We start from the raw sequence: 24,113 nt of genomic DNA on the forward strand, positions 1-24,113 counted from the left end.
GATAATGGCAGCTAAAACAGTTAAGAAAACTAGAAGAAAAAAAGAAAGAAAAAATGTTGAGCATGGCGCTGCACACATTAAGTCAACTTTTAATAATTCAATAGTTACTTTAACAGACGCAGTAGGAAATGCTTTATCATGGTCAAGTGCAGGTGCACTAGGCTTTAGAGGATCAAGAAAGAGCACACCATATGCAGCTCAAGCAGCAGCAGAAACTGCAGCTAAAGTAGCAATGGAACACGGCTTAAAAAGTATAGAGGTTTATGTTAAAGGACCTGGTTCAGGAAGAGAAGCAGCTATAAGATCCTTACAAGCAGCAGGACTAGAAGTAACTTTAATTAAAGATGTTACTCCAATACCACATAATGGTTGTAGACCACCAAAGAGAAGAAGAGTCTAATATAACCGTAGTAATAGGAGGTGTAATTTAATGGCAAGATATACTGGCGCTACATGTAGATTATGTAGAAGAGAAGGTATGAAACTTTTCCTTAAAGGTGATAGATGTTTTACAGATAAGTGTGCTTTTGTTAGAAGAAGCTACGCACCAGGACAACATGGAGCAAGCAAGAAGAAGCAATCAAACTATGGTGTTCAATTAAGAGAAAAGCAAAAAGCAAGAAGAATTTATGGCGTTTTAGAAGGCCAATTTAGAGCATATTATGAAAGAGCTGAGCATATTAAAGGTATAACAGGTGAAAACTTACTTAAATTACTAGAAATGAGACTTGATAACGTAGTTTATAGATTAGGTTATGGTTCATCAAGAAATGAAGCTAGACAATTAGTAACTCATGGTCATTTCTTAATAAATGGTAAAAAAGTTGACATTTGTTCATATAATGTTTCAGTTAATGATACAATTACTGTATGCGAAAAAAGCAGATCAAGTGAAAAATTCAAAACTTTTGTTGAAAATCCAAAAACTTTACCAAAATGGTTAGAAGCTAATGTTGATAACTATGAAGGAAAAGTAGTTGCAGAGCCATCAAGAGAAGATATAGATGTGCCTGTTAACGAAACGCTTATTGTTGAGTTATACAGTAAATAATATATTTATATTTGTTAGAGAAATTTATCACAATATATGCAAATATAGAATCAGTTGCCCTCATAATAAGGTTGCCATTTTTAAAATAAGGAGGGTTTGTCAATGTTAGAAATCGAAAAGCCAATAATAGAATGTATAGAAGCTAATGAAGATGGTACTTATGGTAAGTATGTTGTTGAGCCACTTGAAAGAGGATATGGTATCACATTAGGAAATGCCCTAAGAAGAATATTATTATCATCACTTCCAGGAGTTGCAACAACCTCTGTCAAAATTGATGGAGTACTTCATGAGTTTTCTACTGTTCAAGGAGTTAAAGAAGATGTTACTGAATTAATTCTTAATATTAAATCATTAGCTCTAAGAATGAATGGTGAAGGTCCAAAGGTTATTTATATTGATGCTAAAGGACCAGGAGAAATTACTGGAGCTGATATAAAGACTGATGGTGATGTTGAAGTTGTTAATAAGAATTTACATATTGCAACTTTAGATAACGATGGAAGACTTTATATGGAATTAACAGTTAATAAGGGAAGAGGTTATGTTACTCAGAATAAAAATAAGAGTGATGAATTACCAATCTCAGCTATAGCAGTTGATTCTATTTATACACCAGTAAAAAGAGTTAATTTTACTGTTGATAACACAAGAGTTGGTCAAATTACTGATTATGATAAATTAACTTTAGAAATTTGGACTAATGGTACTATAAAAATAGATGAAGCTATTAGTTTATCAGCAAAGATACTTATTGAACATTTCAAATTATTTATGTCATTGACAGATAATACTAATGACGTTGAAATAATGATAGAAAAAGAAGACGATAAAAAAGAAAAAGTCCTAGAGATGACTGTAGAAGAACTTGATTTATCAGTTAGATCATATAACTGCTTAAAGAGAGCCGGAATTAATACAGTACAAGAACTTGCAACGAAATCAATGGATGATATGATGAAAGTAAGGAATCTAGGAAAGAAATCGTTAGAAGAAGTTGAAAGAAAGCTTAAAGAATTAGGTTTAGCTTTAAAACTAACCGAGGAGTAAGGAGGTAAATCCATGGCAGGTCATCGTAAATTAGGTCTTCCTACAGACCAAAGAAGAGCTATGCTAAGAAATCTTGTTACTAGTCTATTAAAACATGGTAAAATCGAGACAACTGAAACAAGAGCTAAAGAAACTAGATCAATAGCTGAAAAAATGATTACTCTTGGAAAAAGAGGAGATCTTCATGCTAGAAGACAAGTATTATCTTATGTTCAAGAAGAACTAGTTGTTAAGAATTTATTTGATAATGTAGCTCCAAAGTATACTGAAAGAAATGGCGGATATACAAGAATCATAAAAAAAGGTCCTAGAAGAGGGGACGGAGCTGAGATAGTAATACTTGAATTAGTATAATACTAATTGGGGATTAAGTTTAGACTTAATCCCCATTTTAACATAGAAAATTATAATGTGAGAAAATTAATATATTATAGAGCGGTTTTTTGCATTTTTAGTAAAAATCAATGCTTTTTATTGATTGTATTGAATTTTAAGATATAATAGAACTTATAATTGAACATATATAGCTCTATGTGGAGCAAAACATTTGTATAATATATTAATAATAAAACATCATGGAGGTTATGTCATGAGTGATGAAATGATAAAGTGCACAAATGTATCTTTTAAATATATAAAGGACTCAGAAGGAATAAAAGAAGAGAAATACGCAGTTAATGGTGTTAATTTAGAAGTGAAAAAAGGAGAATTCTTAGTTGTATTAGGGCATAATGGTTCTGGTAAGTCAACAATGGCCAAACATATGAACGCTCTTTTAGTACCTACAGAAGGTACTGTTGTAGTAGATAATCTTGACACGAGTGATCCACAAAATGTATGGAGTATTAGGTCAAAGGCTGGGATGGTATTTCAGAATCCTGATAATCAGTTAGTTGCAACAATAGTCGAAGAGGATGTAGCTTTCGGACCAGAGAACCTAGGAATTGAACCGTTAGAAATACGTAAAAGAGTCGATGAAAGTTTAGAAAAAGTGGGGATGAGTAAATATAAGAGACATGCACCACATCTTTTATCTGGGGGTCAGAAACAAAGAATTGCTATAGCTGGAATACTTGCAATACAACCTAAATGTATAATTTTTGATGAACCAACTGCTATGTTAGATCCATCAGGAAGAAGAGAAGTTCTTAAGACAATAAAAGACCTTAATAAAAAACATGGTATTACTATAGTATTAATAACACATTACATGGATGAGGCAGCTCAGGCGGACAGGATTATAGTAATGGATGGCGGAAAAATAAAAATGGAAGGTACTCCACGGGATATTTTTCCACAAGTAGAACGTATGAAAAAGATAGGGTTGGATGTTCCACAAGTTACAGAATTAGCATATGAATTAAAGAAATCAGGAATATATATTAATGAAAAAATATTAAATGTAGATGAGATGGTGAATGCGTTATGTCAATTAAAATAGAAAATTTAACACATATATATATGCCTAAAACCCCATTTGAGAAGATTGCTTTAGATAATGTGTCATTGAATATAGAAGATGGAGAATTTATAGCTTTAATAGGACATACTGGATCAGGTAAATCAACTTTAATTCAGCATTTCAATGGATTATTAGAGGCTACTAGTGGAAAAATAATTGTTGACGGAGTGGATATTACAGATAAGAAGGCCAAACTTACTAATATTAGAAAAAAGGTAGGATTAGTATTCCAGTATCCTGAATATCAACTATTTGAAGAGACTATAGCCAAAGATATTGAATTTGGACCAAGAAATCTTGGACTTTCTGATGAGGAGATTCACGAGAGAGTAGTTAAGTCTATGGAAATGGTTGGATTAGACTATGAAACCTATAAAGATAAATCACCATTCGACTTAAGTGGAGGACAAAAGAGAAGAGTTGCAATTGCAGGGGTTGTGGCAATGCAGCCTACAACACTTATATTAGATGAACCTACTGCGGGATTAGATCCTAAAGGTAGAGATGATATATTGGAACAAATAATTAAATTACATAAGGACTATAAGATGACAATTGTTATTGTTAGTCATAGTATGGAAGATGTTGCAAAATTTGCAGGAAGAATTATTGTAATGAATGATGGAAAAGTTGAATTACAAGGGACTCCAGCAGAGGTATTTAAAGAAGTAGATACGTTAGAGAAAATAGGGCTTGGTGTGCCTCAAGTAACATATTTAGTTAGAGAGTTAAGGAAAAAAGGTTTTAATATTTCAGATAATGTATTTACAATAGAAGAAGCCAAGAAAGAACTCTTGTCTATTCTAAATACAAATAAGGTGAAAGGAGAATAGGCAAAGTTATGTTGAAAAATATTACAATAGGACAATACTTGCCGGGGGAGTCCTTTATTCATAAATTAGACCCTAGAACAAAAATCGTTTTATCTATACTTTTTATCGCATGTTTATTTATAATAAATAAGTTTGTAGGATATACAGTAATAGTAGGATTTTTATTAGGCGTGATTTTAATAGCAAAAGTTCCATTTAGATTTATTTTCAATGGGTTGAAACCAATATTTTTGCTAGTTGCATTAACAGCTATTATGAATATATTTATGGTTAGGGGTACAGAAGGTACTGAAGTATTTAGTATAGGCTTTTTAAAAGCATATCCAGAAGGTTTAAGTATTGCTGCTTTTATGGCAATTAGATTAATTTTATTAATTATAGGAACATCTTTACTGACATTAACTACGTCTCCTATTGAATTAACAGATGGCATAGAAAAGTTACTTAAACCAATAGGTAAGGAGATAGCTCATGAACTTGCTATGATGATGACAATAGCATTAAGATTTATTCCTACACTGATAGATGAAACAGATAAAATAATGAAAGCTCAAAAGGCAAGGGGAGCAGATTTCGAATCTGGTGGAATTATTAAGAAGGCTAAGAGTCTAGTACCATTGTTAGTTCCTCTATTTATAAGCTCATTTAGAAGAGCTGATGAATTAGCCATGGCGATGGAAGCAAGAGGATATAGAGGTGGAGCTGGACGAACTAGAATGAAAATGCTTCAATTTTCATATAGAGATACGATTGCATTTATCATCTTTGGAATACTACTTATATGGTGCTTAGCAGTTAGATTGTATTAATATGTAATTAAGAGGATAGAATGAGAAATATAAAATTAATAATTGAATTTGATGGAAGTGACTTTTGTGGATGGCAAAGACAGCCCAAGGGGAGAACTGTTCAGAAGGTAATAGAGACTGCAATATTTAAAGCCACTGGTGAAGAAATTATGATCAATGGAAGTTCTAGAACTGATGCAGGTGTTCATGCAAGGGAAATGGTTGCTAACTTTATCACTAATAGTACAATACCCGGAGATAAATTTAGAGAGGCTTTGAATACGAGGTTACCTGAAGATGTATCTATTATTAAATCAGAAGAAGTGGAAGAGAATTTTCATGCTCGATATTCGTCAAAAGGAAAGACATACTCTTATACTATTGTAAATAGATATGAAAGATTATCTTTAGGACATCAGTATTTATATCATTATAGATATAACTTGAATATTGATGAAATGAAGAAAGCTTGTCAATATTTCATGGGTAGTCACGATTTTAGGGCATTTATGTCTCCAGGGAGCTCAATAAAAACAACTGTAAGAAATATTAAGGAGCTTTATATTGAACAAAAAGGGGATAGAATAAAAATATTTATAACTGCTGACGGTTTTTTATACAATATGGTAAGAATTATAGTAGGAACATTACTAAAAATAGGTAATGGAAAATTAAAAGCAGAAGAAATCGAGAAGATAATAATCGAGGGCAATAGAAAACGAGCTGGAATGTGCGTGCCTCCAAATGGGTTGGTATTAGAAAAAGTTTTTTATTAAATGGCAAAAAAATGTTGACACGCCCGTGTGCGTGTATTATAATAAGTTTGTTTGTTAAATCATTTATGTATATAAGATCCACTAGCCCCGGGTCTTGACATAAAAAATTTTACTTAGAAAAGTAAATAATTAATGTAAGTTCAGGGAGGGAAACAGATGAAATCATACATTGCAAAAGCAAGTGAAATTGAAAGAAAATGGTATGTTGTTGATGCTGCTGGTAAGCCACTAGGTAGAGTTGCTAGCCAAGTTGCTTCAATTTTAAGAGGTAAAAATAAACCAACTTTTACACCTAATGTTGACTGCGGAGATTTTGTTATTGTAATTAACGCAGAAAAGGTTGTATTAACTGGTAAGAAGTTAGACCAAAAATTAATGAGAAAACATAGTTTATATCCAGGCGGATTAAAGGAAACTCCTTATAGAGTAGTATTAGACAAAAAACCTGAATTCGCTTTTGAAGAAGCTGTAAGAAGAATGCTTCCAAATGGTGTATTAGGAAGACAAATGTTAAAGAAATTAAACGTATATAGAGGTGCTGAACATAATCATGCAGCTCAAAAACCAGAAGTACTAGAATTAAGATACTAATACGATCTCGGGAGGAGGAAAAAGAAATGGCAAAAGTTCAATACATGGGAACTGGAAGAAGAAAGAAATCAGTTGCAAGAGTAAGACTTGTACCAGGAAGTGGTAAGGTTGTTGTGAATAAAAGAGAAATAGAAAGCTTTTTTGGTTTAGAAACATTAAGAGTTATCGTAAACCAACCATTAGTTTTAACTGGAACTAAAGATAGATTTGACGTTTTAGTAAATGTTCACGGTGGTGGATTTACAGGTCAAGCAGGAGCTATCAGACATGGTATAGCTAGAGCACTAGTTAAATCAGATGAAGCTTTAAAGTCAGAATTAAAGAAGGCTGGATTCTTAACTAGAGATCCAAGAATGAAGGAAAGAAAGAAATACGGTCTTAAAGCAGCAAGAAGAGCTCCACAATTCTCAAAGAGATAGTATTTGGAGTGCAGATTCCACAAACTTTATGTTTGTGGAATCTTTTTTATTATAAATAATTATTTTCATGGTAACAGCTGTATAATGCAAGCAAAGAAATTATTATAAATGAATTTGAATAATTATAGTTAGATAGCAAACAATATCTTTAGAATAAAAATAATTGGAGGAATAATTAAAATGAAAATCAAAAGAATTGTGATGCTATTTTGTATAATCTGTTTAATATTCGGAGTACCAGTAAGAGTAAATGCAGACGAAAATAAAATTCAGAATATTATATTAATAGATCCAGGTCACGGAGGAATTGATGGAGGAGCTAAATCAAAAAATGGGACAATAGAAAAGGATATAAATTTAGCAATATCTACGAAATTAAAGAAGCAGTTAGAGGATCGAGGGTACAAAGTTTATATGACGCGAGAAGAAGATTCTGAGTTATCTTCTAAAAAGGCGAAGGACTTAGGTGCAAGATGTCAAATGAAGAAAGACACTAAATGTGATATATTTATTTCTATACACCAAAATATGTTTCCACAAGCAAATTGCTTCGGTGCCCAGGTTTGGTATTCGTCTAATGATAATAGTAAAATTTTAGCTGAAAATATTCAAGTTTCGCTAAAAGAAACAATAGACGATAAAAATAAAAGAGTTCCAAAAGCGGCTAGAGATCAATATAAGATACTACGAGATGGTTATGAAGGTGCATGTGTACTTGTTGAATGTGGTTTTCTATCAAACTATGAAGAAGAACAAAAACTAAAGAGTGATGAGCACCAAAGTAAAATAGTAGAAGGAATACTTGCTGGCGTTAATAAGTATTTTGAGAGTAGAAAGACTAATGATTTATATTCAGAGAAATAGGTCCAACTTTAATACTGTTAGTTGGTGTTCTATTTGAAGAGTAAGTTCTATTAATTAATAAAATTAAGTTATATAGAATTAAACAAATTAAAACTATAACTAAAAAGTAAATTATTACTGTTAGAATTTTATTTAAAGTATTATTATAACTGTTACCCATTGATGAACCCTCCTGCAGGATAAATTGACTATATTTAAGTATAGTAGCGTCAGAACATAAATATGAAAGTATAGAATAAAAATATTGACCATATTATTAATATATGTGTTATCTATTATTATATATTAATTCAAAAATTTACTGTGAGATATTATCACTGAATTGTAAGTACAAATATAAGTTTATTTAGGGTTGTAAATAGAGAGAAATGCTTTTAAACTTATATGTAGTAATAAGTTTAAAAATAAGAATAGGATTAATATTAAATAGCAATTCTATTCTTATTGAAAGCAAAGAGTAGAGGAGCTGTATTAATGAGAGAAATTAATGTTGAATTAGTAGCAAGTGCTGTGAGAAATTTATCTATCGAGTCAAATTATTTTTTAGGATCAGACATTAAAGATGCATTGCAAAAGTCTAGAGAAGAAGAGCCATGGAAATTAGCATCAGAAGTCTTAGATAAGATAATAATTAACTCTGAAATTGCAAGTAATGAACAAATGCCTATGTGTCAAGATACGGGTATGGCTTGTGTTTTTGTAGAAATAGGACAAGATGTCCATTTGGTTGGAGGGAGAATAGAGGATGCTATTAATGAAGGGGTACGTAGAGGTTATGAGGAAGGCTTTTTAAGAAAGTCAGTTGTAGGAGACCCTATTAAAAGAATAAATACTAAGGATAATACACCAGCTGTGATATATTATGATATAGTTGATGGAGATAAAATCAAAATAACCCTAGCACCAAAAGGATTTGGATCGGAAAATATGAGTAAAATAGGTATGCTTAAACCTTCAGATGGATTAGAAGGTGTTAAGAAATTTATAATAGATACAGTTAAATCTGCAGGTCCTAATCCATGCCCACCAATGGTTGTAGGTGTCGGAATAGGAGGGACTTTTGATAAAGCAGCATATCTTGCTAAAAAGGCATTGCTTAGGCCTATAAATATTAGAAATAATGATGATTTCTATAAGGAATTGGAAATAGAGTTATTGGAAAAAATAAATGAACTAGGAATCGGTCCACAAGGTTTCGGAGGAAGAACTACAGCTTTGGGGTTGAATATTGAAACATATCCAACTCATATTGCAGGATTGCCGGTTGCAGTAAATATAAACTGTCACGCTACAAGACATAAAGAAGTTATAATATAAAATATTAGGATATAATTATTAATGCTAGTATTTTATGTGAAATAGAGAAGTCAATTTATAATTGATTTATATGTTATTATTTCAAGCAATTAATACTTGTATATTGGGTTACATATTTAAAGATAAGTGTAAATTTTAAAATTATTACGGCGCTGGAGGAAAGAATAATGGAAATAAAGTTGAAAACACCTCTTACAGAAGATAAAATACAAAATTTAAAGGCAGGAGACAGTGTGTTACTAAGTGGAGTAATTTATTCCGCGAGAGATGCAGCTCATAAAAGATTAATAGATTTGCTTAATGAAGGAAAAGAGCTACCTTTAAGCATAAAAGATGAAACAATATACTATGTTGGACCATCACCAGCAAAGCCTGGAAAAGTAATAGGATCTGCAGGACCTACTACTAGCTATAGAATGGATGCATATGCACCTACATTAATGGATCTTGGATTAAGAGGTATGATTGGTAAAGGTGCGCGAAATGATGAAGTAATTGATGCAATAAAAAGAAATAAAGCTATTTATTTTGGTGCTATTGGGGGTGCAGCTGCACTAATAGGAAAAAGCATTATCAAATCAGAAGTGATAGCATATGAAGATTTAGGTGCTGAAGCTATAAGGAAAATGGAAATTAAAGATATGCCACTAGTTGTCATTATAGATGCTAATGGAAACAATCTTTATGATATTGGGCAGCAAGAGTATTTAAATTCAGCTAAGTAAGGGAAGTTAGTGTAAAGCCATATTAAGAAAAAGGAGAAACATATGGATAGAATCAAGTTGCTAGGAAAAGAGAAAAGTAAGAGAATGCTATTAATTATTTTAGTGCTAATTGCCCTAGGGGTAATATCTTATCAGTTATTAGAAAATAGAAGAAATAGAAGCATCCAAGGTAATGATGAAAGGCAAGAAGAGGCAATCAGCCCTCAAAGTAAAGAAGAATCAAGCAATAGTGGAAGTGAGGAAAAATTAAACAAAACTATTGAAAAAGATGCTGAAATAATTGATAGTTCTAGTAGTAAGAACCAATTGAATAAGGAGAAGGAATATTCATCCAAAGAAAATGAATTATATAATGAAGCTTATAAGTTATTTTTTTCTCATGAATATTCTAAAGCAATTAGTAAAGCGAATGATCTTGTAAGTGAGTTTCCTGGCAATGCCATGGGATATAATATAAGAGGAATTTCAAAAGCTTATAATGGTGATTATGATGGTGGCATGAATGATATAGATAAGTCTCTTAATATAAATAGTAACTATGGCTATGCACGATTTAATAAAGCACTCGTATATGAGGTATATGGAAATATGGATAAAGCATTAGAGTGGTATAATAAAGCATTAGAAATTGAAGAGTATGTATGGAGTTATTATGGGATAGCATCTATCTATGGAAGAAGAGGGGATGTTAAGAATACAATGATATACTTAAATAAAGCAATAAAGTTGGATTCGGGTGTTAAGGAAGTAGCAAAGAATGAAGAGGATTTTAATCCGGTCAAAAATTCAAAGGAATTTCAAAATGCAGTATATAATTGATCAAATTTATAGGTTCAACAGGGATTAGTAATATACTTTATAAAAGTGGCTTTAGGAGGAATTAACATGTTTAACGTATTAGTAGTTGACGATGAAAAGGAAATACGAGATGCAATTGAAATATATTTAAGAGGCGAAAACTTAAAAGTGTTTAAAGCTGAAGATGGTCTAGAAGCTTTGGATATTCTTGAAGATGAGAAGATACATTTAATAATATTAGATATAATGATGCCTAGGCTTGATGGAATACGTACCTGCTTGAAAATAAGGGAAAAACTAAATTTACCTATAATAATGCTATCTGCAAAGGGTGAGGATTCAGATAAGATATTAGGATTAAATGTAGGTGCAGATGATTATATAACTAAGCCGTTTAATCATCTAGAGCTTGTGGCAAGAGTTAAATCACAACTTAGACGATATGAAAAGCCATTAAGCGTTGAAGAGGGAAAGGATATAATTAAGGTTAAGGATTTAGTTATAGACACTATTGCTAAAAAAATTACATTAAGGGGAGAAGAGGTTAAAGTAACAGCTACAGAATACAAGATACTTCACCTATTGGCATCAAACTTAGGAAAAGTATTTTCTATAAAAGAAATATATGAAAATGTATGGGAAGAAATATTTTATAAAAGCGAAAATACAGTTACGGTCCACATTAGAAGAATAAGAGAGAAGATTGAGATTAACACAAAAGAGCCTGAATATATTAAGGTGGTGTGGGGAATTGGATATAAGATTGAGAAGGAAGATTAAAGTATATTTTAGCAGTATTTACTTAATAGATATATTGATTATAGCGCTAATAACATTAATTCTATTTTCAATTTTAGGAGATTATATACAGATAAATAAGGCACAACACGATTTAGCTGCAGACAAAATTAGAAGTAATGCATTGGGGTTAAGCGCATTGTTCTGTATATATATGGGGTTCATCGCAAAGGCTTTTCTTATAGTTAAAAAGAATCCTAAATCGCCCAAAATTCAATCTAATTTCATAAACAATATGATCTTTGTAATGAAAAAAGGATTGCAATATAAGGAAACAAGGAATACCTTATTAATATCCGTATCTTTAGCAATGATACTACTAATCGTATATTTATATTTTTTAGCCACTGGTGGATACGAAAACAATATATTTGTTAGATTCTTTCAGACGTATCCCTTTAAAGGTAGTATATTTGTTATTATTATACTATTTCTTACAATGATGTATGCACTAAAAAAGACTTTAGATATTATTGTGGTAAATGATGCGCTGAGGAAAGTTTGTGAAGGGAATTTACAAGAGGATATTAAACTAGATGGTTCGCCTGCTATAAAAGAGTTAGCAGAAAATATCAATTTGTTAAAAGCTGGGTATAAGGAAATTTTAGAAAATGGTGTTCATAATGAGAAGTTAAAGACTGAATTAATATCTAATGTATCCCATGATTTAAAAACCCCATTAACTTCGATAATTAATTATGTAAACATACTAAAGAGTAGCGATATAACAGAAGAAGAAAGAGCAGAATATTTATTAATCTTAGAAAAAAAATCTTTAAAATTAAAGGCTTTAATTGAGGATCTATTTGAAATGTCAAAGATTAATAGTGGGAAGATTAAATTAAACAGAGAACTAATAGATATTTTATCTTTAATATATCAGGGAGTAGGGGAATATAGCACTTTATATGAAGAAAAAAACATATCTTTTAAAGTGACAAGTGAAGAAGATGCAGTATACATGGAACTTGATGGTAAGATGATGTCTAGAGCGATAGAAAATATAATAATCAATGCTTTGAAATATTCTCTAAATAATACTAGAGTATATATAGACATTAAATCAGAAAATGATTATATTATAATTGGCGTAAAAAATATATCAAATTATGAAATGGACTTTAATGAAGATGAAATGTTTGAACGTTTTGCAAGAGGTGATAAATCCAGAAACTCAAAAATTGAAGGTTCAGGATTAGGTCTTGCCATAACTAAGAGTATAGTTGAACTTCATGGTGGAGAAGTTAAGATAAAAAAAGAAGGAGATATGTTTAAAATTTATCTAATACTTCCTTTAAGTAAGGGATAGTAGATATTAATAAACAAAATATATCAATTAAGTAGTTAATCTATGTAAAATTAAAGATTAACTACTTTTTTCATACATATCTATAAATTTTAGCGTTTTACAAATATTATATCAACAATTATAATATACAATATGTTGTATATAAGATATGAATTATATATAAAAAACACAATATGTGGTGGAGGAAGATTAGAAGATGTCAACTATAAATCAACTATGCAAGGATGCAATTTCTGAAATTAAAGATAAAGAAGGAGTTTATACTGAGGAAAAATTATTAGCTGCATTAGATCATATTATTAGAGATGGAATGAACAGTAGTGATATAAGGAAATCATTAATTCAAGTTTCATTAGAATTAACTACAGATATGGAGCCGAATTGGCAATATGTAGCGGCTAAGGTATATACATATGAATTGTATAATAAGATAAGGTCTATTAGAAACTTAGATAAAGAAGCAGATTTATACAAAAATTATTATGAATTTATAAAAGATTTAACTAGTAGAGGTCTGTATGGAGAATATATTCTTGAGAATTATTCAAAAGAGGATATTTTAGAGTTAGAGAAGGAGATAAAAGGGGAACGGGACTTTTTATTTAATTATAGTGGAATAAATCTTTTATCAAAGAGATATTTAGTTCAGGATTATAATAGGGATGCTATTGAACTTCCTCAACAAATGTTTATGGGAATAGCTATGCATCTTGCTATTCCTGAAAAGAAAGAGAATAGGGTATATTGGGCAAAGAGATTTTATGATGTGTTAAGTTCTTTAAAGGCAACCATGGCGACACCAACAATGTCTAATGCAAGAAAACCATTTTATCAGTTAAGTTCATGTTTTGTAGATTCTGTAGAAGATAGCTTAGAAGGAATTTATAAATCACTTGATAATTTTGCTAAGGTATCGAAATTTGGTGGAGGTATGGGAATCTATATGGGAAAAATCAGAGCATTAGGTTCTCCTATTAGAGGATTTAAAGGAGCGTCAGGAGGAATAATTCCTTGGGTCAAATTATTTAATGATACAGCTATAGCTGTGGATCAATTAGGTGTTAGAAATGGATCTGTTGCTATATGGCTTGATGCATGGCATAAGGATATTCCTGAATTTCTTCAAATAAGAACTAATAATGGAGATGATAGAAAGAAGGCTCATGATGTATTCCCAGGTCTTTGTTATCCGGATTTATTTTGGAGGCTTGCTGAAAATGACATAGATGCTGATTGGTATATGATGTGTCCATATGAAATTAAATCTATTAAAGGATACGCTTTAGAAGATTTTTATGGTGAAGAATGGGAAGAAAAATATTATGAATGTGTTAATGATGAGAGAATAGAAAAACGAATAATGTCTGTAAAGGACTTGGTTAGATTAATTATTAAGAGTGCAGCTGAAACAGGAGCACCATTTGCATTTTATAGAGATACTGCAAATAAAATGAATCCAAATAAGCATAAAGGGATGATATATTCCTCAAATTTATGTACGGAAATAATGCAGAATATGAGTCCAATGACAATGCAAAAGAGCCAGATATTAAAGGAAGACGATTGTTATACAGTAGTAGAAAAGATAGTACCAGGAGATTTCGTTGTATGTAATCTATCATCAGTAGTCCTTGGTAATGTAGATGTTCTAAATGATGAAGAAATGGAGTATGTAATAGAGACTCAAGTTAGAGCTATGGATAATGTTATAGATCTAAATTATTACTCTGTCCCATTTGCTGAGATTACAAATAAAAAATATAGAGCGGTAGGGCTTGGTACAAGTGGATATCATCATATGCTTGCTAACAATAAGATTCATTGGACAGAAGAGGAACATAAAAGTTTTACAGATGCAGTCTATGAAAAAATAAACTATTTTGCCATAAAAGCAAGTATGGAAATATCAAAAGAAAAGGGAGCTTATGAATTATTTACAGGATCTGATTGGGATAATGGTAATTATTTTGAATTGAGAAAATATAATGATATAAGATGGAATGAGTTAAGAGTTCAGGTTAATGAATTTGGAATGAGGAATGGATACTTAATCGCTATAGCACCAAATGGATCAACAGCAACTATTGCAGGAACGTCGGAAGGAATTGATCCTATTATGGCTAGATTTTATTTAGAAGAGAAAAAAGGTAGTATAATTCCGAAGACAGCACCAAATCTTTCAGAAGAAAATTACTGGTATTATAATTCTGCTTACAATATAGAGCAAACATGGTCAGTAAAAATGAATGGTATACGCCAAAGACATATAGATCAAGGTCAATCATTTAATCTTTACATAACAAATAATTATACTATGAGGCAGATAATGAACTTATATATACAGGCTTGCAAGAGTGGGGTTAAATCTATTTATTATGTTAGATCAAAATCACTAGAAGTAACTGAATGTGAAACATGTTCAGCTTAACTTCTTTAAAAAATGATTTGGTGTGAATCGCTTACTCAGCGAGTGAATTGCGAGTCGAGTTTCCTTTAGGGCGCTCCAAATCGTGTATTTGGCCGGCGGAACTTATGCAAGGCGAAAGTAGATAAATAAGAGTCAATTTTTTAAATATGATACAAGAACAGGAGAATTAACCAGTATGAGTATAAACAAAAAACCTCTTTTTAATGAATTCGGAGATAGAGAGATTAGTAAGAAGAGACTTATAAACGGTAATACAACGAATTTAAATGATTTTAATAATATGAAATATAATTGGGTTTCAGATTGGTATAGACAAAGTATGAATAACTTTTGGATACCAGAAGAAATTAATCTTTCACAAGATTTAAAGGATTATCAAAATTTATTAGATGAAGAAAGAATAGCATATGATAAAATATTATCATTTTTAATATTTTTGGATTCTATTCAAACAGCTAATTTAAGCAATATAAATAATTATATAACAGCAAGTGAAATTAATCTTTGTTTGACAATTCAAAGTTTCCAAGAAGCTGTACACTCTCAAAGTTATAGTTATATGCTTGACAGCATATGCTCACCTGAGAAGCGAAATGAAATACTTTATCAATGGAAAGATGATGAAATACTATTAAATAGAAATAAATTTATAGGGGATCTATACAACGAATTTATAAATAATCCTACCAAGCATACTTTACTAAAAACTATTATGGCTAATTATATACTAGAGGGAATTTATTTCTATTCTGGCTTTATGTTTTTTTATAATTTAGAGAGAAACGGCAAGATGCCGGGATCAGCTCAAGAAATTAGGTATATAAACAGAGATGAAAATACTCATCTTTGGTTATTCAGGAATATCATAAGAGAATTACAAAATGAAAATCCTGAACTATTTACAAGAGAGGTAAAGAAAGAATTGTCGGAAATGATGAAAACTGGTGTAGAGCAAGAAATTTTATGGGGACGTTATGTTATTGGGGATAAGATACAAGGAATAAATAAACAATTAATAGAAGATTATATAAAATATCTAGGAAATAAGAGATTAAAAGAGATAGGCCTAGAACCACTTTTTAGTGAACATAATGAAAATCCAGCTTTATGGGTAGATATTCAATCAAATGCTAACTCGGTAAAGACAGATTTCTTTGAAGCAAGGTCTACAGCCTATGCAAAATCCACAACTTTAGTTGATGATTTGTAAATTAGACTTATTAAAATGATTAAATAATAGAAAAAAATGGATAAAAACTATATTGTGTATGACTTTTTAGTAAAAAATCATAAAAAAACGGTTAAATTAAGTTAATTTTTTTGTGAATTATGTTATAATAGAAAGGGTTTATACTTAAAATAAGACTTGCAATATACAAAAATGTAAAAATTAATATTTTATAACAAAATTTACAATCAAGGAGGAGTTCCAAATTATGAAAAAAGGTATTGCGGCTTCTAAGGGTTATGCAATAGGTAAGGTATTTTTACAAGAAAACGAAGAAATCGTTATAAATGATACTAAAATTGCAGATATAGGTGCAGAAAAAGAAAAGATGCAAAAAGCATTAGATGATTCTAAAGCACAATTAGAAATCATTAAAGCAAAAGCAGAAAAAGAAATGGGTGCAGAAAAAGCAGCTGTTTTTGAAGCACATATAACATTATTAGATGACCCAGAATTTACTGGAGCTATGATGATGGAAATTGAGAATAATAGCGTTAATGGATTAAAGGCAATTGAAAGTGTGACAAGTACTTTTGTTGCAATATTTGAATCTATGGATGATGAATATATGAGAGAAAGAGCTGCAGATATTAAAGATGTATCTAAGAGAATAATATCAAATTTTGCAGGTAAGGGTGGAGACTCTTTTGCAATAACTGAAAATAATACAATAGTAGTAGCTCATGACTTAACTCCATCTGATACAGCAGGATTAGATAGAAGTAAAGTTGTAGGATTTATTACAAACATTGGTGGAAGAACTTCACATGCAGCAATAATGGCTAGAACTTTAGAAATTCCAGCTGTACTTGGATTAGGTGATATAACTGAATGTGTTAAGACAGGAGATGCAGTTATTGTTGATGGATTAACTGGGGATGTAATTATAAATCCTTCAGAAGAAGTTATAGCAGAATACAAAGCTAAAAAAGAAAAATTCCAAGCAGAACAAGAAGAATTAAAGAAATTAATAGATGTTAAAACAACAACTAAATCAGGTAGAAGAATTGAAGTTTGTGGAAACATCGGTCAGCCAGAAGATGTTCTTGGTGTTTTAGCAAATGGTGGAGATGGTGTAGGATTATTCAGAACAGAATTCCTATACATGGATAGAGATAGTGCTCCAACAGAAGACGAACAATATGAATCATATAAATTCGTTCTTGAAAAAATGGAAGGTAAGCAAGTTGTAATAAGAACACTAGATATCGGTGGAGATAAAACACTTCCATACTTACCATTACCAGAAGAAATGAATCCATTCTTAGGATATAGAGCAATAAGACTTTGCTTAGATAGAAAAGACATATTTAAAGTTCAGTTAAGAGCATTACTTAGAGCTTCTATATACGGAAATCTTGCAGTTATGTTCCCAATGATTTCTGGATTAGAAGAATTTGAGCAAGCAAAAGAAGTTGTTGAAGAATGTAAGGCGGAATTAAAGGCTGAAGGAAAAGAATATTCAGAAAAGATTCAATGGGGTATAATGGTTGAAATCCCTGCAGCAGCTGTTTATGCTGATGAATTAGCTAAGCATGTAGACTTCTTCTCAATTGGAACAAATGATTTAATTCAATATACTTTAGCGGCTGATAGAATGAGCGAAAAAGTTTCATATCTTTATAATCCAATGCATCCAGCAGTACTTAGATTAATAAAGATGACTATAGATGGAGCTCATAAGCACGGTAAATGGGTTGGAATGTGCGGAGAAATGGCTGGAGATGAAGCAGCTATCGCAACATTGGTTGAATATGGATTAGATGAGTTCTCAATGAGTGCAACATCAATCTTAAATGCTAAGAAGATAATGTTAGAGCAAGAATAATATAGAATATATCGTTTATATAATTAAGGCTATCTCAATATTAAGTGAGGTAGCTTTAATTTTTATATTTAATTATGATAATTAAATACGCTATAATATATTATAAAATAATAAAATATCTTGTATTAAGGATAATTAAGGGGAATTTTATGGATAAAAAGGCTAGAAGAGCTTATGATAAGGCTATGAATTACTGTGAGAAAGGAAAAATAAATAAAGCCTTGAATATATGTGAAGATATATTATTAGAGGGGTTAAATAATTCAAGTGTATTGAACTTTAAAGGACTTTTATTGTATCAAAAAGGAGAGTTGAATGAAGCAATTACTATTTGGAATATGAATAGAGATTTAAATAATGATAATGTTGCAAGGAACTACATAAAGGATGCAGTTGCTGATGAGAAGAGGTTAGAGTTATATAAACGAGGAGAGCAGGAATTAAAACAATTAAAAGTTGATAAAGCGCTGGAGTTGTTTATGAGATGTGTAGAAAGCGATTTTAATGCAATTAAAGTAAATACTGGAATTGCTATGTGTTATCAAAAAAAGGGTGATTTTTATAAAGCAAAAGAATATGTAGATAAAGCTTTAAGGATAGATAAAGGTGCAATCACGGCAAGAAACCTCCAAAAGGAATTAGAAGAGAGTGGAATATATATAGACGGTGAAAATTCTTCAAAAGGCGTATTATTGGGAATTACAATTTTAATCACCGTCGTTGCTATTGTAATTGGGGGATACACAGTTATATCAAAATACAAAAATGTGGATTCGAATAATATTGCTGAAGAGGTCAAAAAGAATGAAGGTGACGTGAATGAGGAAGTTAAGGAATCAGAAGTCAAAGGTAGTACACAGTCTGATTTAGAAGTATCACAAGAAGCAAAAAATAATACCCAAAAGAATGGTTTTAATAAAGATAAGGCTAAATTATTAATAGATAATAATGATTTAGTTGGCCTGTTCGAACAACTAAAGGATGTTAAGCAGGAAAGCATAAGCAATGAAGATTTTGAAGTATATGAAAAGTCTATTGATTTGATGAAAAACCAAGGTGTATCACAGTTTTATGAAAATGGACTAAGGAGTTTCAATGAAAATAATTATTCTGAGGCAAAAATTTCCTTAGATAAAGCATATATATATTGTGAAGGAAATAGTTTAAAAGAGCACATATTATTCTACAGAGCGAGTAGTGCTTCTAAGTTACCTGATAGTTCTGACGCAATAGGCGAATATGAGGAGTATTATAAGCTGTACCCTAAAGGTGTGTATACACAAGAGGCTTTATATGATTTGACATTATTAACCAATTTGGTAGATAAGCAGAAGAGTATAAATTATGCAAAGATAATAATTAATAACTATCCAGATTCGATTTATGCAAATGATACTATTAAAGGAATAGCTAATGAATAAAATGGTGTTTTATCTTGAAAATTATTCCACTAATAATTAATTAATAAATTGATGTCATATTAACATATGTATTAGGAAAAGATAATTATACAATAAACACATTAGGATAAACGTGATTGTTAACTAGTATATATTTAGAAGAAGGATAGGTGAGAATATGATCTCAATAATTAAAGGATGTAATGTGTATGCACCTAAGCATCTTGGAATAAAGGATGTTATGATATCTGGTGGAAAGATAGAAGGTATATATGACGATCTTAATATTGAAAATGAGTTACTTGATATTGAGATTATTGATGGTAAAAATAAATTACTATTTCCAGGATTCATAGATGGCCATGTTCACATTATAGGTGCTGGAGGTGAAGGCGGATATAATACAAGAACGCCAGAAATGCCATTATCTAGCTTAGTGAAAGCTGGGATAACTACAGTTATTGGATGCATAGGCACAGATGGGATATGTAGAAGTATGAAGGCATTGATAGCCAAGGCAAAGGCACTAAAACAAGATGGTATGTCTGCATACTGTTTAACTGGTTCTTATGAATTGCCAGTCCAAACAGTAACAGATTCAATTAAAAATGATTTGATGCTGGTTGAAGAAATAATTGGAATTGGAGAAATAGCTATTTCAGACCATAGAAGCTCTCAACCAACTTTTGATGTATTTGCAAAAGCAGTAGCCGAAAGTAGAGTTGGAGGGTTGTTATCAAATAAGAGTGGAATTGTTAATATACATTTAGGTGAAGGAGATAGAAAGTTAAATTATTTATTTGAATTAATAGATAAAACAGAAATTCCTGCAACTCAATTGTTGCCAACACATATTAATAGAAATGGAGAACTTTTTGAAAGTGGCTTAGAATATGTTAAAAAAGGTGGATTTATTGATTTAACCACAAGCTGTGATTTAGATAATTTAGCAGAAGGTGAACTTAGAGCTGGTGATGGTTTAAAAAAATATTTGAATGAAAAACTACCTATAGAACATATAACTTTTACTTCAGACGGAAATGGGAGCATGGAGAAGTTCGATAAAGATGGAAAATTAGCAGGATATGAAATATGTTCGGTATCAACATTATATAAAGAAATTAAATATGCAATTACTGAACGAAATGTTCCAATCGATGATGCGATTAAGGTAGTAACATCGAATGTTGCAAAAATTATGAAACTTAAAAATAAAGGGTATATTGAGAGTGGAAAAGATGCAGATTTAGTAATGGTGGATGAAAAAAACTTAGATATACAAATGGTTCTGGCAAATGGAAAAAAAATGATGGAGAATGGAGAAGTTATCGCAAAAGGCTTTTTTGAGGAGTGAAAATAAGAAAGGGGTAAGCTATGTTAATCTAAAGTAGCTTCCCCCTGTTTTTACATCAATATTTAAGCTTTTGTTTTGAAAAAGGTATGATGTCCTATAGTTGTTTGATTAATTTTTTGAGTTTCTTTCATCCAGCTACACGTTGCTATGGCTGGATTGTAGAAGAATAAGGCATCATTTGTTGGATCAGTACCTCTGATCGCGTCGTATACTGCATTATAGCAATCTTGATTTGCATTAGCATTTATTTTACCATTTTTAACACAAGAAAAGGCATTTTTTTGAAAAATGACATCCTTAATAGTGTTTGGAAAATGTGGATCAGTAGTACGATTTAGTACAACAGAAGCTACTGCCACCTTTCCAGCATATGGTTCACCAGCACTTTCGGCAGAAACAAGCTTTGCCATTAATTCTATATCTTCACCCGTTATATATAATTGTTGAGTATTATGATTAAAAACTTCTAAAACATCCTTATGTTTTTCATTAGATTGTGAATTTATATTAGTATTTAAATTATCTTTCACAGTTTTTTGGTTTATGGAAATATTATTAGTTCCACTACTAGTTTCGCCCAAAACTACGGCAAAAGTTGGATTTACATTAATAACGGAAAGATATAGTATTAAAGCAGTTACAAAAATACTACATTTCTTTTTCATAAAAAACCTCCTTAGGTATAGTGCAACAAATAATATTATTGCCAAAGAAAGTAATTATATGCACTATTTATTTTTATAATCATTTTATAGAATTTTATAATGGCTCAAATTGGAACTATTTACTGTTAATAAAAAATTATTATAAAAATAATTAAAAAGTAAGAAAATTATAATTCTCTTTATATCTATGCGTATACTATTTGTTGTATAATTTTAATTAAGAATGAAGAGAGGTGAGAAATTTGCAGGAACTTTTATCTATGCTAGAAAAAAGCTTTTCTAATATGTCACTTTGGAGTGTGTTGGATATACTAGTGGTATCTTATATATTTTACAAGTGCTATACGCTAATAAAAGAAACAAGGGCAGAACAGTTATTAAAGGGAATATTGCTAATTATAGCGCTTATTCCAATAAGCTATTTATTAAAATTGGATATGTTATATTTTATATTAAATAAAACATTAACTATCGGGGTATTATCTGTAATTATTATTTTTCAACCAGAAATTAGAAGAGCATTAGAACACTTAGGAAGAAGTGCTTTTGATGATAAGCATTATTTTTATAATAAAGAAGACTTGAATGCAATGATAAACGAGATTTCAGTTGCTATACAGAATTTAGCTGAAAGCAAAACTGGAGCATTAATTGTAATAGAGCAAAGTACAGGTCTTAATGAATTGATTGGTGCAGGAACATTGTTAGATGCAAATGTAACCTCAAATCTTTTAGAAAATATATTTGTTGTGAACACTCCGCTTCATGATGGTGCAACTATAATAAGAAATAATAGAATTTTAGCATCAGGTTGCGTCCTTCCACTAACTAGTAATACTGCAATTAATAAAAAGCTAGGAACTAGACATAGGGCAGCACTGGGCTTATCAGAAGTGTCAGATGCATTAGTTATAATTGTATCAGAAGAAACTGGTGTTGTATCATTGGCTATAAATGGCAGGATAACTAGGGGATACGATAAGGAAAGATTAAAAAGTGTAATAACTAAAATTATAGAAAATAGAAATGAGAAGAAAGTTAAAACAGCGGGAGAGAAGGTGAGGTCATGGATAAAAGTGAAAACAGAACGTTAATTGTTAAGATTATCTGTATATTGTTATCATTTTGTTTATGGTTATATATATCAAACGTTGAGAATCCTCTTAGAACCTATGAACTGAAAAATATTCCAGTTGAATTAATTAATGAGAACTCTCTAATTGATTCAAAATTTGCAATTATGAATAAGCAGCAATTTACAGTAGACTTAAAATTAGAAGGACCATCTAGCGAAGTGATAAAGATTAGGAAAGAAGATTTTAAGATTGCAGCTGATATGTCGGCTTATGCATTGAAAGGCGGAGAAAATACAATACCAGTTCAAATAATAAGCTATCCACAGAATATTAATATTAAGAACAATGGATTCCTAGGAATAAAGGTAAATTTGGAGGAATTGGTACAAAAAGAAGTTACAATAAAATCAAAAGTTAAGGTTAACTATAAGGAACACATCTATGAGAAGGAACAAACTATAAGTCCGAAGACAGTAAAAGTCACAGGTGGTAAAAGCGTGATTGAGAGGATTAGTGATGCAATTCTAACTGGAGATGAAAGAGATGTGGATAACAATAAACAAAGTGATTATAGCATAAAATTCGTAGATTCATTTGGAAATGAGGTTAATGATGTTGAATCTGATATTAAAACGGCTAAGCTATCTATTGTAGTAACAAATGGAAAAGTAGTGCCTATAAACCTTAAGACAAATGGTACTATACCACAAGGATTTGTCTTAGATGGATATGAACTAAGTAAAAGTAGTGTAAATATATTAGGTAATAGTCAAAATTTAGATAAAATATCATCAATAGATACTGAGTCGGTGGACATGTCGTCACTGCAATCAGATAGCCAAATGAACGTTAAACTTAATTTACCAGAGGGCATTTTAGTACAAGATGGGGAAGGTATTATTAATGTGAAGTTTAAAGTTAAGAAAGAAGAAAGTGTAACTAAGAATATAGTATGTAATGTTCAAATTAAGAATTTAAGTGAAAATCTGATATTAGAAAATTCAAATTTGACAACTAATGTGTCAGTAACAGGGATACAAACCGAACTGGATAAAGTAACAGCTCAGAATATAAATGTAATATTGGATTTATCAAATATTAAAGAAGAGGGAACTTTTGAGTATACGCCCAAAGCAACGCTTGTTGATGGGAATAATGCGGCAATATCAAGTATTGGAAGTGTTAGTGTAGTAGTTAAAAAGAAAGCTTGATAAAAAGTCACAGTATTATTAATACTGTGACTTTTTATGATATAATTTGTTTAAATTAGAGTAGTTTGAATTAATACTTTGTAGGGTATACTAAGTTAAGCATGATTTTTAAACAATAGTAATTAAGAAAACTGTCATTTTA

The 24,113-nt window shown here is 30.7% G+C and carries 24 protein-coding genes; 23 read left to right on the plus strand and 1 reads right to left on the minus strand.

Going from position 1 to position 24,113, the window contains the following annotated elements; translation table 11 throughout:
* The first annotated feature begins 4 nt into the window (after positions 1-4).
* The 21 genes from rpsK (at position 5) to iadA (ending at position 21,019) form a co-directional block, all read left to right on the plus strand.
* The gene (gene rpsK, locus CLCHR_RS00270; protein WP_079437653.1) at positions 5-400 is read left to right on the plus strand and encodes a 30S ribosomal protein S11; all 396 of its coding nucleotides are present in this window, start codon (positions 5-7) and stop codon (positions 398-400) included.
* Positions 401-430: 30 nt separating this feature from the next.
* Positions 431-1,051, plus strand: coding sequence for a 30S ribosomal protein S4 (gene rpsD / locus CLCHR_RS00275; RefSeq protein ID WP_079437654.1), 621 nt, complete (start codon positions 431-433; stop codon positions 1,049-1,051).
* Positions 1,052-1,153: 102 nt separating this feature from the next.
* Positions 1,154-2,101, plus strand: a complete 948-nt coding sequence (locus tag CLCHR_RS00280) for a DNA-directed RNA polymerase subunit alpha (protein WP_079437655.1) — start codon at positions 1,154-1,156, stop codon at positions 2,099-2,101.
* A gap of 12 nt (positions 2,102-2,113) precedes the next feature.
* A complete protein-coding gene (rplQ, locus tag CLCHR_RS00285) occupies positions 2,114-2,455 on the plus strand; it encodes a 50S ribosomal protein L17 (RefSeq protein ID WP_011967534.1) in 342 nt (113 codons plus the stop codon).
* Between the two features lie 235 nt (positions 2,456-2,690).
* Positions 2,691-3,542, plus strand: coding sequence for an energy-coupling factor transporter ATPase (locus CLCHR_RS00290; protein ID WP_079437656.1), 852 nt, complete (start codon positions 2,691-2,693; stop codon positions 3,540-3,542).
* Positions 3,527-4,396, plus strand: a complete 870-nt coding sequence (locus CLCHR_RS00295) for an energy-coupling factor transporter ATPase (RefSeq protein WP_079437657.1) — start codon at positions 3,527-3,529, stop codon at positions 4,394-4,396. The genes CLCHR_RS00290 and CLCHR_RS00295 overlap by 16 nt, the downstream gene beginning before the upstream one ends.
* Positions 4,397-4,404: 8 nt before the next feature.
* Complete coding sequence (locus CLCHR_RS00300) at positions 4,405-5,205, plus strand: energy-coupling factor transporter transmembrane component T family protein (RefSeq protein ID WP_079437658.1); 801 nt, start codon at positions 4,405-4,407, stop codon at positions 5,203-5,205.
* A gap of 20 nt (positions 5,206-5,225) precedes the next feature.
* Complete coding sequence (gene truA / locus CLCHR_RS00305; protein WP_079437659.1) at positions 5,226-5,960, plus strand: tRNA pseudouridine(38-40) synthase TruA; 735 nt, start codon at positions 5,226-5,228, stop codon at positions 5,958-5,960.
* Positions 5,961-6,116: 156 nt separating this feature from the next.
* Positions 6,117-6,551 (plus strand): 50S ribosomal protein L13, encoded by a 435-nt coding sequence (rplM, locus tag CLCHR_RS00310; RefSeq protein ID WP_011967539.1) that lies wholly within the window; start codon positions 6,117-6,119, stop codon positions 6,549-6,551.
* 26 nt (positions 6,552-6,577) lie between these two features.
* Positions 6,578-6,970 (plus strand): 30S ribosomal protein S9, encoded by a 393-nt coding sequence (rpsI, locus tag CLCHR_RS00315; protein ID WP_079437660.1) that lies wholly within the window; start codon positions 6,578-6,580, stop codon positions 6,968-6,970.
* A gap of 180 nt (positions 6,971-7,150) precedes the next feature.
* Positions 7,151-7,834 carry an N-acetylmuramoyl-L-alanine amidase CwlD gene (cwlD, locus tag CLCHR_RS00320; protein WP_079437661.1) on the plus strand — a complete coding sequence of 228 codons (684 nt, stop codon included), beginning with the start codon at positions 7,151-7,153 and terminating at the stop codon, positions 7,832-7,834.
* A gap of 474 nt (positions 7,835-8,308) precedes the next feature.
* A complete protein-coding gene (locus CLCHR_RS00330; protein WP_079437663.1) occupies positions 8,309-9,151 on the plus strand; it encodes a fumarate hydratase in 843 nt (280 codons plus the stop codon).
* 167 nt (positions 9,152-9,318) lie between these two features.
* Positions 9,319-9,876, plus strand: coding sequence for a Fe-S-containing hydro-lyase (locus CLCHR_RS00335; protein ID WP_079437664.1), 558 nt, complete (start codon positions 9,319-9,321; stop codon positions 9,874-9,876).
* Positions 9,877-9,918: 42 nt separating this feature from the next.
* A complete protein-coding gene (locus CLCHR_RS00340; protein ID WP_079437665.1) occupies positions 9,919-10,695 on the plus strand; it encodes a tetratricopeptide repeat protein in 777 nt (258 codons plus the stop codon).
* A gap of 66 nt (positions 10,696-10,761) precedes the next feature.
* Positions 10,762-11,454: a response regulator transcription factor gene (locus CLCHR_RS00345; RefSeq protein WP_079437666.1), complete on the plus strand. Its 693-nt coding sequence runs from the start codon at positions 10,762-10,764 to the stop codon at positions 11,452-11,454.
* The gene (locus tag CLCHR_RS00350) at positions 11,426-12,781 is read left to right on the plus strand and encodes a sensor histidine kinase (protein ID WP_079437667.1); all 1,356 of its coding nucleotides are present in this window, start codon (positions 11,426-11,428) and stop codon (positions 12,779-12,781) included. The genes CLCHR_RS00345 and CLCHR_RS00350 overlap by 29 nt, the downstream gene beginning before the upstream one ends.
* Before the next feature lie 196 nt (positions 12,782-12,977).
* On the plus strand, positions 12,978-15,209 hold the full coding sequence (locus CLCHR_RS00355) for a ribonucleoside-diphosphate reductase subunit alpha (RefSeq protein WP_079437668.1): 2,232 nt from the start codon (positions 12,978-12,980) through the stop codon (positions 15,207-15,209).
* Between the two features lie 175 nt (positions 15,210-15,384).
* Positions 15,385-16,419: a ribonucleotide-diphosphate reductase subunit beta gene (locus CLCHR_RS00360; RefSeq protein ID WP_079437669.1), complete on the plus strand. Its 1,035-nt coding sequence runs from the start codon at positions 15,385-15,387 to the stop codon at positions 16,417-16,419.
* 226 nt (positions 16,420-16,645) lie between these two features.
* On the plus strand, positions 16,646-18,265 hold the full coding sequence (gene ptsP / locus CLCHR_RS00365) for a phosphoenolpyruvate--protein phosphotransferase (RefSeq protein WP_079437670.1): 1,620 nt from the start codon (positions 16,646-16,648) through the stop codon (positions 18,263-18,265).
* Between the two features lie 149 nt (positions 18,266-18,414).
* Positions 18,415-19,686 (plus strand): hypothetical protein, encoded by a 1,272-nt coding sequence (locus CLCHR_RS00370; protein ID WP_079437671.1) that lies wholly within the window; start codon positions 18,415-18,417, stop codon positions 19,684-19,686.
* Between the two features lie 157 nt (positions 19,687-19,843).
* Positions 19,844-21,019, plus strand: a complete 1,176-nt coding sequence (gene iadA, locus CLCHR_RS00375) for a beta-aspartyl-peptidase (protein ID WP_079437672.1) — start codon at positions 19,844-19,846, stop codon at positions 21,017-21,019.
* A 62-nt stretch (positions 21,020-21,081) separates the two neighbouring features.
* Here the strand turns inward: iadA and CLCHR_RS00380 are convergent, their stop codons facing one another.
* Positions 21,082-21,684, minus strand: a complete 603-nt coding sequence (locus tag CLCHR_RS00380) for a cell wall hydrolase (RefSeq protein WP_079437673.1) — start codon at positions 21,682-21,684, stop codon at positions 21,082-21,084.
* Between the two features lie 260 nt (positions 21,685-21,944).
* On the opposite strand from CLCHR_RS00380, the gene cdaA reads away from it, so the two are divergent.
* Complete coding sequence (gene cdaA / locus CLCHR_RS00385; RefSeq protein WP_423236622.1) at positions 21,945-22,778, plus strand: diadenylate cyclase CdaA; 834 nt, start codon at positions 21,945-21,947, stop codon at positions 22,776-22,778.
* Positions 22,751-23,971, plus strand: a complete 1,221-nt coding sequence (locus tag CLCHR_RS00390; protein WP_079437675.1) for a CdaR family protein — start codon at positions 22,751-22,753, stop codon at positions 23,969-23,971. Before cdaA ends, CLCHR_RS00390 begins: the two co-directional genes overlap by 28 nt.
* The last annotated feature ends 142 nt before the right edge of the window (positions 23,972-24,113 follow it).

The organism is Clostridium chromiireducens (assembly GCF_002029255.1).
Lineage (GTDB): Bacteria > Bacillota > Clostridia > Clostridiales > Clostridiaceae > Clostridium > Clostridium chromiireducens.